This is a genomic window from Adhaeribacter terrigena (assembly GCF_016623615.1).
In the GTDB taxonomy this organism is placed as follows: domain Bacteria; phylum Bacteroidota; class Bacteroidia; order Cytophagales; family Hymenobacteraceae; genus Adhaeribacter_A; species Adhaeribacter_A terrigena.
In genome coordinates, this window is record NZ_JAEHFX010000004.1 from 194,414 (window position 1) to 207,933 (window position 13,520).

Sequence of the window (13,520 nt, forward strand, 5' to 3'; positions counted from 1 at the left end):
ATGCGTTGATTAGTAGGTTCTTGAATAGAGATAAGGAGGGCGGTGCACTTTTCAGGAAAAACGGTAGGGTTTCAGGTGTTAAAAGTGCATCCGTAAAAAAATACCGGAATTTTCGCAGGATTCTGGAAGCATCCTAGCAGTGTTCTGTAAGTGCCAATGCCGGGTCACGGAAAGTTTCCGGCATAAACGTGTGAGATTTCAGGAGGAAAAAGTTTTGGAGCAGCCAGGGAAAGGAATCCTTTCAGACCCGGGATCGGTTTCAGAAAACGCAAGGTTTCCAGCCCGGAAAACGCTATGCTTTTCAGGGGAAAAAGTATGAGGTGCAGGCAAAGGATCCGGGAAAAAGATCAGATGGATTTGATGAGTTGTTCCAGCTCCTTATCGTCGGTAATGCTGAGCTTTTTGCGTAGCCGGTGGCGGTACAGCCTGATCGCATCCGGCCGGACTCCCAGCATCGAAGCCATTTCTTTGGAAGTAAGGTTCAGTTTGCTAAGTACAATGTAACGGGTGTCGGCGGGGCTTAGAACCGGCAGTTTTTCGCGCAAACGCAATAAATAACCGCCGTGTACCTTGTCGAAAACGTGGCGGAACTCTTCCCACTGGTCATCGGTAAGAATGGTGGCCTGCATTAATTTGTCGCGGGCTTCCTTGCTGGCTTCCAGTTCCGGAGCATCGGCCTGGTCTTTATGCTTTTCAATTTCCGTTGAAAACTGTTCTATCAGTTTGTTCTTTTCCCGGATGTGGTTCGTAAAATCGCGCAGTTGCCGGGTGGCCGTTTCCAGTTCCGATTCTATCACCTCTTTTTCATTTTGCAGTTGCTGTTCTTTCTGCCGGTGCAAAATGCGCTGCCGGTTAATTACCAGCGCCGCAATAATCAGCAGTAAAACAATGCCCATGATCAGGCTGTTGCGCAGCGTTGCCTGTAGAGCATCCTGCGCTTCCAGCCGCTGCATTTCGGCGCGGTGTTTTTCCAGCTCAATTTTCCGCTCGGCCATGGTGGTCATCATGGTTCGCCGGCGGGCATACAAGCTGTCTTTTACAAAGTGCGCCGAATCGGCATAAAGGTAAGCCCGCGCCGAATCGCCTTTGGTAGCCGAAAGCCTGGCCAGCAGCGGATATATTTCTCTTAAATGCTTGTAAAGGTCGCTGGTTTTGGGCAGCATTGCTTTTACCTGCCTGATCTGGGCCTGCGCTTCCGGAAGGTTGTTTTTTTGCAGGCTTATTTTGCTCAGAATGATCAGCGAGGTGGCCGCGTTGTCGAATTCATGGGCTTTTATACTTTCGCGCACGTCAATTTTGAGCAACGGAATAGCCTCGTCGTACTTTTTCTGCAGGTAAAAATTAATGCCAATGTTGCCGGCGGCAATGCCCATCCAAGTGCTGTCATGCAGTTTTTCGGCCATCCGGTAGGTTTTCCAGAGGTAAAAAGCGGCCGAGTCGAATTTATGCTCTTCGCGGTAGATCAGCCCCAGGGTATTGGTAAGGTGTATGGGCAGGCGTTTTTTATAAGAAGGCGCGGCCTGAAAGGCTTCGGTCAGGAATTTTCGGGCATTCATATTATCGCCGAACTTATAATAAGCCGAACCAATGTTGGCGATCATTTCCTGTTTGTCGGGCAGTTCTTTTTCCGGTACCTTTTTCATGAACTGGTACGATTGCAGGTAATTTTCAAAGCCGGGCCCGTATTTATGTTTCGCCGAAAAATAAAAGTAACCCAGCTTCTGTCGCGTTCTTACCTGCAGGTGGCCAATGCCTTTCTGGTCCGCCAGCGCCCGTAACGCCAGCATCTGCACTTCAAATAACCGGTGGTTGATCTGTTTTCCGAACAGGTAATATTCGCAACGCAGCATTTGGGTTTCCAGCTGCAATTCCTCGTCATCGGCCTGTAGGGCTGCCTCCTGCACTTTCTCCAGTTCTCCGAAAAGGTAAACCGAATCGCGGCCCAGATATTTGCTGTTGTAAAAGGTTTTTTCTAAAGCCAGGTAGCGTTGGGCATAGGTTTTATGAAGCAGATGCTGGTATTGCGCCTGGCCGGCAAACCCCGAAAGCAGTAAAAAAAATAGAAAAAAGTAGCGGGCCGCCATTTACGCAAGAATCTGATCTTCTCAAAGTTAAGGATTAACCGCAGATTGCCTATAGCGGCCCAAACTTACATTGGGTGAAAGGCTGTTTTTGACAGGTGAATGACTTGATTAAGGCAGGAAAGGTGCATTCTTAACAAACGGATCTGGAAGAATGACAGAAGGCCAGATACTTAGAAGGAAAAAATAATATCTGACCATTATTATTTAATAATGGTCAGAGTTAATCATGTTTTTATCTGCGCGTATTTTTAAAACTATTAAATGTGTCTTTCAGATCCTGAAGCTCTTCTTCAAGAAAAGACATTTTTTTATAAAGATCTTCATTCAAGTTCGGGAAATAAGCAGATAATTTCCACTCAACGTGCCAGATCTCGATAATTTCATCGTAATTCAGATTAAAAGGAGTATGCGCCCGGTTGTCGGAACGGCAACGGATGAAGCCATATTGTTTCAAGCGGTTTTTTACCCGTTTTAACTGCATGCCTCTGTCTTGAGAAACAAGCACATAGCAATCAAAATCTTGTAGGTTTATCCAGTCTGCCCGGTCAATGTAGCGACATAACACCCAATCCCCATCATGAAATGTCGTTTCCATGCTGTCGCCGGTCACCTGTAGCAGAAAGTGCTGGCCGGGCTTCAGCATGTAATTGGGTAAAATAACCGGATCGAGCTCCTCAAAGTATTCCTGCGTCTGAAAACCGCTCAGGTAATTAGCCGCCGCCCGGCGGTTTATCATGGGAATAGTCGAATTCCCGTGTACATCCTGCGTCGCTACGAGTATTCTTTCTGTACTAACCCGCTCATTAATTCTGGGCAAGGAAACTAATTCCCTATCAATTGATACGTTGGTTTGGTACATTTCTCCCTTGCCTTGTATAAGCCAGCTTAGATTCAGGTTGGGAACCGCGTCTATAATTTTTTCTAGCAGTTCAAAGCTGGGTTTGCTTCTTCTCCCGCTAATTATATTATACAATACCGTTGGCGCTACCCCAATCTGACTACTAAAGGCGCCTACATTTTTTCCGCTAGCCTCTATGAGCTCTCCAATCCTGTCATTTACTAATTTTTCTGGCTGCATATCAAATGATTAGAAAATAATGTTAAAAAATTTAGCATTTACTATTGACTTTAGTAATCAGTTGATCGTATATTTGTATCAATAGATAATAAAAGGCCAAATAATATCTGTTGATTAGAATGTTCAACGTGTTTGTGAAATTTTTTTGCTAATTATATTGGCAATTTTCGTTGGTTGGACAATCAAAGAATAAAATTACTAAATATCCCACCTTTAAAAATAAAAAAATGACAAATTGGAATAATCTCCTGGAGTTCTACTACGATGATATGAATCGTAATCTTATAGGACGTTTAATTGAGGATTACGGAAATATATTACAAGAGGATGACTATCAAGCATTCTCTTTCAAAAGTGAAGAGCAGCTGCTTTCCGATATTTATCAGATCAATGCAACCTGGCAAGGAGGAGATGAAGATCACCCTTTTCTGTATGCTTTCGCTGATTTTCTTCGCTACAAAGCCAGCAATATTTCGGAAGAAGGTACTCGGGCTTTTGAAGAATATCTCAATCAGTTTGAAGCTATCGACCAGCTTTATGTAAAGGAGCTGCTTGCTTATTACAAGGACAAAGACTATGCTTTTGCAAGGCTTAAAAACGGAGTAGAACTGAAAGATATTGTAAAAGATATAGCTGGTTTAACTTTCCCCTATATTTTCTGGGAAGGCTTTGTGAGAAGTTTAAAGCTTAGAATTGAAAAACTTAAAGAAACTTCTCCAGAAGAAGCGGTACAGCAGTTTCGGGAATACTTTCCTTACGGTGAGAGGGAGCAGGTAAATCATATACTTGATCCTATTTATGAAGCAGACCCTTACTTTTCGCTTTACAGCTTATCCAGAAGTGAGGCCCGGAAGTTTGCCAGAGATGTGAGCGCGCATTTTGCTCACTCAGAGGCAATCAAATCATTCTCTAATCTGTTTATTAAACGCCTGCAACACGTACAGGAAGAAAACTATGCCGAAGCGGAGTTTATGGCTGCCTTGCTAAAGCTATATCCGGCCGCAATGCAGGAAGGCGTTAAAGCTTTGGTAGAAGCACTGCTAAAGGAGTATGGAGTAGAAAAAATCAGCCATTTGAGTGAGTATTTATCTCCTGAATCTATTCATAAAGCAATTGATGGATTCGCAGCTAACCACCCGTTTTTTCTGGGAATGGCTGCCTGGCTTATTGAAGCAGCAAAAGCATTTGTTGAAAATAATTCAAAGCCAGCAGACGTATTTGTGCCGGCTAGAAAAGCAGTTACCGGTAAATTAAACAGTGGCAATACCGATAAGCTGGCCAATTATTTAGTAAAAGTTAAAAATGCCGAAACTTCTGAGTTGCTGGATCAGGCCATTACGCAGGCCAATGGTTACTTTACATTTTCATTCCTGCCCCCTTTCCATGTCTTAGAGAATGGCGAGATTGAATATCTTCCGATTACCGTAACGTACGAAATCTCTGCGCTTGCAGCGCCTCAAGAAATCATTGAATCAGGTAGCGAAGAAATTGCCCCCGAACAAACTTATCTGGAAATTGAAACGGCTATTGCTGAACCTGAAGTGCCGGTTACGCCTGTAAATACATTGGCTGAAAATGGCCTGATCGATATTGCTGAGGATACCCAAACACTTTTAGATGGCATAACGCTGCAGGACATACGCCTGGCTGGTGGCATCGCTAACCTGATTGGCAAAGAAGAGCTCGATACAATTCCGGAAAAGGTAAGACTTGATTTGGATGCGCATGCCCGCTTGGAAGCTTTCTCCCCCGACCTGGCTGTTAACGGGAAAGCTATTGCCAATGGCTACGATAGTATCGGGAAAATTACAGCAAATACCCGGGATGAATTTGCGGCGCGATCTGTCGGAGAAAATAATGCAGATTCCAATGCTTTCATTGAAGCAGCTATTTTGCACCAGCAGGCAGTTAATGCCGAAGCGTTCAGTCAGGCGCTGGAAATCCTTTCCCGGAGCGCTGAAGCAAGCAGTTACAAAGTAGTGGGTGGCAGCAGCCCGGCAGCTAACGCCAGAATGGCCTTAACTCCGGAGAATGCCGCTCAGAAATGCAATTGCGATGGTTGCCAGACAGCTGTAAGCCCTTCGGCGTACCTGAATGCTTTGCTTGATTATACGAAAAAGCATGTAAAACAACCTGCTAATCCTGCTAGAAATAACTCCAGAGAAGTATTTGTAGCCGATCTAACTACTTACTTTAAACAGCAGTTTGCCGAACTGGCCAGCTATTGCCAGGAAGCTACCGAAAAACATGTTTGCCAGATCCGGGTAGCAATCGAAACGATCCGTAGGTATATTGTAGGTATCAGCCCTGCCAATCCGGACCTGACGGATACACAGAAGCTTCCATACCTTTCAGGGGTATACGACAGCTTATTACTGAGCCTGGGCACTTCTGCTGCAGAGCTAGCGGAGGTATTTAGCAGCAACGGCTCCGAAAAAGTAGAGGCGCAGAATAAGCTCGCCCAGCGTACCGGCTTAGATGTTGCTTTTATGAAGGATAAGCTTCACTTAACTATTAACGGAAGCGGCCGCAAGAAACTGAACGAGAAAAACCTTGAGATCCTTTTTGGTTTGCAGGATACTACCCGTAATCCTTTTAATTCGGGCGTCTTAATCAACAACCCCTTAATCGGTAATGTAGAAGCTTTATCTAAATGGAATTTTGAAGGGGTAGAGTGGCTGAAAAATACGGATGAAAATGGATACCTGTATATCTTGATAGAGGTCCACAATCCAGGTGAAGTAAATGTTTACAAATCAGATACCTATCCGGAACATGTTGGCAAGGGTAAACTGACTCCAATGAGTCTGACAACTTCTGGCCAACCTGCGGATACCAGAAGATACGCTAAGATTACTCCGGTAAACGGAAGCGGGCTCTATGGAGAGCTTTACTTTAACAATGCCTCCGTAGCGAATGGTAGTATCCATCTTCAGGTTTCGGCTATTCCTGAAGTTGCCGCGCACCGCCTGAAAAAGCAGGAGCAAAGCTTCACAGGCCAACCTATAAATGCTGCATTTAACGGTACGGTTATTATAGATCCGGATCTTATCAGTCCGGACGACATTCGCCACTATAATATTAATACTGCTCCCGGAGGAAAAGTGTATGAAGTCTGGATGAACCGGAGAAATTGGCTTGATAATTTTTTTACAAGTTTAATATCAGCAGAGTCATTGGAAGAACTGTTTGATAAGGCAGTGACAGTAACTGATTATTCCGATGTAGATAATAACGACTATTCGTTCAGCAACCGCTGGAATGTGGAAGAAGGATTAGGCATGGATCCAGCAACAACGCATTTAGATGCCATTAAAACTTTATACACAACTTTTAGTGCAAATAATACAGACAGTACTACCCTTGAAGCCATTCAGACTTTCTTTGGATTTACTGTGGATAGTTTTATTCGCTTAAATGAATTATTAGATAAATTAACAGTTAAGGAGGAAGAGGGTGAAATGCTTACTGCGGAAGATTTGGGCGAAGCCGCACATATTTTAACGCAAACACTTAAATATGAAATCAATGAATTCTGGTTGGCAGAAGAATTAATCCTGCAAGATCAGATAGCGAATGATCCGTTGGTTAATGCCGCTAGTTTTTCTCTGTTTAGTCCTATTGTTTTCCAGACTCCGATTCATGAACCTGCAGAGGGAATCTGGGATAATAGAAAAGAAGGTGTGCCATTTATCGATCCGGACTTAGTAACGGTAAAAGACCTGCCCGACCCGGTGTTTGGTGAGTATGCTATTGAAACCTGGCAAGCTAGAAAAGACGCAATAGAAACAGAAAGAAAGGCGATTCTGAATGCAAAAGGAAGTGGGACTGCCGAGACGCAATCCGATAATATGTTTAAGGCTGCCTACGGCATAATACCCGTATACACGCCTGCTTTCTCATCGATGACGGAAGTTTACGAAGCGCTCAGTTTGACGTCCAGCCCAAAACATCAGCACGCTAAGGATTATATAACGGATAAGCTAGCACTTAAACCGGAAGAGTTTAATATTATTATGGGTATTCGGCAGAAAGTCGCTACCGATAAAGACTGGGAACTGCATGCAGCCTTATTAACCGCCGGTTGGAAACGGAAAACAGCCTATTTAAGTTGGATAGATAAGGAAGCCGAAGATGATCTAAAATATTGGCAGGTATTAAAACAGCGCCTGGTAAAATGGCGTGCCTCTGCTGTGAAGCGCAATGCCTGGAAAGACGCCTTGTTGCTAGCCGTAGAAGCACCGATTATCGACCCGGATCAGTTAGGTGATGCAGATTTTCTGCACCCGGAATTGGACGGGGCTACAGCTAATGATAATGTTGCTTACGAAATATATGTCAATAGGAAAGAAGAAGTTGATTCATGGTTTTATGATGTTCAAACTGATCCTCCACAAGTTTTACCAGCAGGCGTTGATTTGCTTGCTTATCAGGTTAACCGAAATTTATTTGGGCTATCGGTGGCTAATAGCCGGAATAACGATGGACTTGATGAGCTGAAAGAGCTGCATGCACTTAAAATAGCAAATGTTGATGTTACTGCAAGGTTAAACCAGTTAGGTCTCAATTCAGCCGCGCTAGTATTCATTCTCGATAATGAAGTAAAGTATAATGCTACCGCAAATGATGCCATAAGAGCAGAGATCAGTCATATTTTTGTCCAGTGTAAAAAACAGCAGTTCTACAGCATCTGGCAGGCCGAAGAAGCAGCGGCGGGCATTGTTTTAAGCAGTACGTATTTTAAGATTCCTTTTGAAGAAACCGATAAGCTGAACGCTTATGAGGAAGCAATTCTGCTGCCGTGGCGCAGCTCGCGGCGGAGCCGGCAGGAATGGCAAAATCTGTTGCGCGACCGGATCGAGCAGCGAAGCAACCTGGTTGCTCAGTTGGTACAAGCCGTAGAAGATGCCGAAGACCGGCACCTGATCACGCTGCGCGATGCCCTGATCGGGTTTAAGATAAATACCGGGAATGCCCGGGCAACACTGGAAGAAAAAGCGAACTGGCTAAGCGATAAGCTCCTGCTCGATTTTAACGTAAGCTGCTGCCAGAAAACCACGCGCCTGGCCCAGGCCATTGGGGTGCTCCAGCAAATGTATTTCCTGATCCGCAACGGACAGAATACCTTCTCCGGTACCACTTTAACCATTGATCTTGCCAACCTGGAGCAGGACTGGAATTGGCTGGGCTCTTACGAAGGCTGGCGCTCCTTAATGTTCGTGTACCTGTACCCGGAAAACCTGTTGCAGCCGTCTTATAAACCGGTGCAAACCGAGAAGTTCCGGGAGATCGTGCAGCATACCCGGCAAAACCTGAAGCTTACGCCGGAAGATGCCTGCTATCTGATGCACGAGTATGAGGATTATATGCAGGAAATTTCCTCTCTACAATTGCAAGCTGCCTGCCGAACCTATACCGAAAAGAAAAAAGACGGATGTGCAGTATTGCAAACCCTGGTTCACGAGGTGAATTTCCAGTTTGCTGTTTCCAGTAAAAAGAAGGCTTATTATAATGCTTATATTGAAGAGAATAGTCAAACCTATAAAATTAAAGATTGGAAATCAGTACCGGGTTTAGGGAAGGTTGAGTGGCTTGTTGGTGCAACGCCGTATAAACTGGAAAGCGGAGATAGGTTTCTGTATGTTTTTGCTGTAATAAGTAAACAGGAGGAAACAAAAGAGAAAGATGATAAGAAGGAGGCAAAGGGTAAAGCTAAAGGCAAGTTAATCTTAGCTGCTGCCCGGTTGAACCTGCAAACACAGGTTTGGGGAGATGAAATTATAGAATTTGAATTGCCGGATGAGGACAAAATTCTATTTGATCAGCTGGTTATTGGAGAACGTTCAAGTGAATCTGATGTTCCGGTTTTATATGGTTTGAAAAATAAGACTCTTTCATTTTGGCGAAGAAAACGTTTTGTTCATAAGTGGCGTCCATTTAAAGATGATTTGGGTAATGATCTTTGGAACCATCATTTATTTAGCATACCATTGGAGCGGGAGGGAGTAAAGCTTGCGATTGATAATATTATTGAAACACCAATAAGATCTTTGTCCTCGTTAAAATTACATGCCGTTGTTTCTGTTCATAGGAATTCATCTTGCTATATCTTCTCTTATAGAGTAAGCAGTAACGAGGAAACAGCAACGAGAATTGGTTACTGTCTAAGAAAGTATGCAGATAATAGGCCAATTTATGGGCAATATAATGATGTATTAAGTAGGATCAGTTTGCAAGAGCCTAGAAGAGCGGAACTTAAAGCTTATTTGGATGCTGCTGCTAATTCTAGTAATTCAGCCTCAAATAATTATAGTAGGGATTATGTATTTTCGATTATTGAAAGTTTACAAATGCCTATTAAGGATTTACGCATATTAGGTATAACATGCGACTTAAGATTGTCAGAACTTTATAGATTTAAACTCACTTTCTCTAAAGTAAGCACAAATGAGATAGTAACTAAGGAAATCAAGTTTGATTATGATTCCCCAAATTACTCAAATTATCCTCATATCGTTATATCTAATGTGGCAAGGATAGTTCCGGGCAATGTTTTTAGTACAAATATTATAGGCCCATGCTTTCAATTTATGAAAACCGGAAGTGTTCTTCCAAAATATATTGTGTATCAGTCTGCAGGACCTGGGAATACAATATTTATAAGCACAACTGTTCCGACTCGTTTATTACCAGACCTTTCTAAGAAGTTTCAGGTTCTTTCAAGGCTAGACAAAACTAGCCAGCAGACAAGAAAGTCTGAAATAGCCGCTATCTTTACTAACAATGCAATAGCAGAAAAAGAGTTTTTAGCCTATCCTCAAGAGGCTTATTATTTTCTCCCGATGCACTTTGCTTTCGAACTGCAAAAAAACAAGCATTACGAAGAAGCGCTGAAGTACTTCCGCCTGGTGTTCGATTACTTGCTGCCAATACCGGCAATTAGTGCTACATCTGACCCGCGTAAGATCTACCACGGCTTGGAGCAGGAAGCAAGTCCTACTTCCGGCAGCGATCTGTACAACAAAGCCCTGAACTGGCTCGATAATCCGGATAACCCGCATGCAATTGCTGCTTTACGGGCTAACTCCTACACCCGGTTTACGCTCATAAGCATCGTGCGCTGTTTAACCGAGTATGCCGATCAGGAATTCACCCGCGATACCGTAGAATCAGTACCTCGGGCGAAGGAACTCTACGAACTGGCAAAAAGCCTGTTGACTTACGAGATGGAAACGTTTGAGTACGAATCCTGCGAAGCGCTGTTAAGCCAGGTTGATGCATTGGTAACCGATGTGCGTTGGAAACCAGAGTGGGAACGTTTGAAGGAAATGCTCCGGGCCATTGGCTTGAAAAACGAGATAAGAATGCTCTTAGAGGATGGTTTCTCAGCAACCGGACCAAATGGTACTGCCATTACTTATAGGCCTATTATTAGAATCTTCGAACTTTCTGGTACCTGGGAAAATAAAATTGAAGAGGCAGAAGCTGCAATTGAAGCCCGAATGGCCGTATTGCCGAATATGTATACAAATGCAGGGGCAATAGCAGCCACTACGGCAACTCCTCCTCTTGCCCGCCTGGGTGTAACTAACCAGGACGTAGATGGGGTTCTCGGTCAGCTGGCTTACCGGACCGCTGCTAATTACAACGATACGCTTCATATTATTGCCGATCAGTTGCCTTATGCTGACTTTAGCTGGCTTGCAAGTGATGATCTGGAGGTAACTGTAAAGCCGCCATCCACTGCCAGAGCAAAGCAATCCGGAACGCAGTATAATTTCGTAAAGCCAGTGATGCAATTGCATACCAGCGGTATCCTGAACCGGCCTTATGTGCCGTTCCTGGGAGCCAGCTTCTGCGTACCGAATAACCCGGTACCGTACTCCATGTACCTGTACATCCAGTTGAGTTTGTTCAAGATCCGGAATTGCATGAACATTGCCGGTATGAAGCGGGAGCTCGACCCGTATGCCGCGCCAACCGACGCCACCAGCGGTATGCCGATGATCGGGGCCAATGGCCGCCTAACCTTCCCGGGTAAACTGGTTGTGCCTGCTACTCAATACCGTTATGCGGTACTGGTAGAACGTACGAAACAGTTAGTAAACATTGCCCAGCAGGTAGAAGCTGCATTACTCTCCGCACTGGAAAAACGCGATGCCGAATACTACAGTAAACTCAAAGCCCGCCAGGATATTCAAACCGGCAAAGCTACAGTGAAACTGCAGGACCTGCGGATCACAGAAGCGAAAAACGGAGTTGACTTAGCAAGGCTTCAAAAAGAGCGCAGTCAAATAATGGAAACAACCTATCAAGGTTGGATTGATGCGGGGTTAAACGGATGGGAGAATGCAATGATCGAGAATTATTACATTGCTGCTTTTGCCAATTCTGTTTCTGCAGCCTTAGGGAATATTATTAGTGTAAACAATTTTACTGAAGCTTATAAGATTCCAATGGCTATAGCAAAGAGCTACACCGATATCGTTGGCATTATGGCCAACACATCTGCTCAGGTTGCTTCCATTCAATCAGCTCATGCCCGCCGAGTAGATGAGTGGACTCTGCAGAAGAATCTCGCAACCCATGACCTGAAAATCGGCGATCAGCAGATCAAGCTGAGCCAGGACCGGGTGAAGATTACGGGGCAGGAAAAAGTGATCTCGGAGCTACAGTTAACGCACAGCGAAGATACCATGAACTTCCTGCTTACCAAGTTTACGAATGCAGACCTGTACGATTGGATGAGCCGGGTACTGGAAGGGGTTTACAACTACTTCCTGCAGCAGGCTACCGCCATGGCCAAGCTGGCCGAGTTGCAACTGGCCTTCGAGCGGCAGGAATCGCCGCAGGGCATGATCCTTTCGGATTACTGGACCGCGCCGGCCGAGAACTTAAGTTATGATCCGGATGCTGCCAAACCGGCCGACCGCAAAGGCTTAACCGGTTCCGTGCGTTTGCTTCAGGACGTTACCAAGCTAGACCAGTATGCCTTCGATACGAACAAGCGCAAGCTGCAGCTTACCAAAACGCTCTCGCTGGCGCAGCTTTTCCCGGCCGAATTCGCCGTATTCAAACAAACCGGCCGCATGCCGTTTACCACGCTGCAAACCTGGTTCGACCGCGATTTTCCGGGCCATTACCTGCGGGTGATCCGCAAGGTGCGCACCTCGGTAATTGCGCTGGTGCCGCCTACCGATGGCATTAAAGCCACGCTCCAGACTACCGGCATTTCGCGGGTGGTAATAAACGGGCAGCAGCCGCAAACGGCCATTCTGCCAAGGCAGCCGGAACTGGTTGCGTTAACTTCTCCGATGAATGCCACCGGCCTGTTCGAAATGGAGCAGCAGCCGGGCGAACTCCTCTTCCCGTTCGAGGGAATGGGCGTGGAAGCCAACTGGGAATTCCGGATGGAGCGCGCCTCGAACATGATGGACTTCAGCACCATTGCCGACGTGCTCATTTCGATCGACTATACGGCCATGGAAAGCTTCACGCATGCCCAGACCATAAAAGCCGGCTTCGCGAACCAAAAGATGCGTCTGGAACGGAGCTTCAGTTTCCGGAATAACTTCGCCGACCAGTGGTACGACCTGCACCACGCGCAAGCCACGGCCAACCCGTACTCCGTATCGTTCGACATTCACCGCGAAGATTTCCCGGCCAATCTGAAGGATCTCCGAATTAAGAGCCTTTCTTTGCTGGTAGACCTGGATGTAGAACATGAGAACGACAAGATCGGGCATGATGTAACGCTGAAGCGTAGCCAGGGTGCAGCCGTTACGGCAAGCACCAACACCTTTGGCCTGATCAGTACCAGAACCGGCAGCTCCGGCAGCAGCAGCGCTTATAAGATCTACAGCGGCAACAGCGCGCAATGGACGAGTCTGTTCACGGGGAACAGTAACCCGGTTGATACCTGGACCCTGAGCATTACCCAGAATTCGCCGCTGGCGCAGCACTTCGCCAACGGCAAAGTAAACGACCTGGTGTTTATCGTGGAGTTCGAGGGCGAAGGCCCGGAATTCCTGAAGCTCACCTAACCTTTTACTTCTAAAACCCTGCCGTTTTTCCCGGTAATTTTTCTCACCCTTTAGCGGGGCAGGCAGCGCTTTGCCTGTCCCGGCCGGAAAACGGTATCTTTTTTAACAAAAAAACTCAATACAGGATTCTTAGTCCCCCTTCGGAGGGGGTAGGGGGAGGATTTTACAATACCCGATCAAATATTCAGGAATAAGTATTCCTCCTCTAACTCCCTCCAAAGGGGGACATTTTCCTTGAAGCTAAGAATCATTTAGAAGCAGCCCTGCTTTCCGAGGGCTTACCGATTTCATCAAAGCCTTTACGAAAAGGGCTAT

At 45.5% G+C, this 13,520-nt stretch carries 3 protein-coding genes; 1 reads left to right on the forward strand and 2 read right to left on the reverse strand.

Annotated elements, in window-relative coordinates; translation table 11 throughout:
• Positions 1-347: 347 nt before the first annotated feature.
• Both I5M27_RS09975 and I5M27_RS09980 read right to left on the reverse strand, forming a co-directional pair.
• Positions 348-2,084, reverse strand: a complete 1,737-nt coding sequence (locus I5M27_RS09975) for a hypothetical protein (protein ID WP_200506065.1) — start codon at positions 2,082-2,084, stop codon at positions 348-350.
• 232 nt (positions 2,085-2,316) lie between these two features.
• On the reverse strand, positions 2,317-3,162 hold the full coding sequence (locus tag I5M27_RS09980) for a LexA family transcriptional regulator (protein ID WP_200506066.1): 846 nt from the start codon (positions 3,160-3,162) through the stop codon (positions 2,317-2,319).
• 227 nt (positions 3,163-3,389) lie between these two features.
• Here I5M27_RS09980 and I5M27_RS09985 point away from each other — a divergent pair, with 227 nt between their 5' ends.
• Positions 3,390-13,205 (forward strand): Tc toxin subunit A-related protein, encoded by a 9,816-nt coding sequence (locus I5M27_RS09985; protein WP_200506067.1) that lies wholly within the window; start codon positions 3,390-3,392, stop codon positions 13,203-13,205.
• The last annotated feature ends 315 nt before the right edge of the window (positions 13,206-13,520 follow it).

Excerpts from the sequence above, each read along its gene's own strand:
- I5M27_RS09975 (WP_200506065.1), bottom strand. The coding sequence starts at position 2,084 with ATGGCGGCCCGCTACTTTTTTCTATTTTTTTTACTGCTTTCGGGGTTT.
- I5M27_RS09985 (WP_200506067.1), top strand. The coding sequence starts at position 3,390 with ATGACAAATTGGAATAATCTCCTGGAGTTCTACTACGATGATATGAAT.
- I5M27_RS09980 (WP_200506066.1), bottom strand. The coding sequence starts at position 3,162 with ATGCAGCCAGAAAAATTAGTAAATGACAGGATTGGAGAGCTCATAGAG.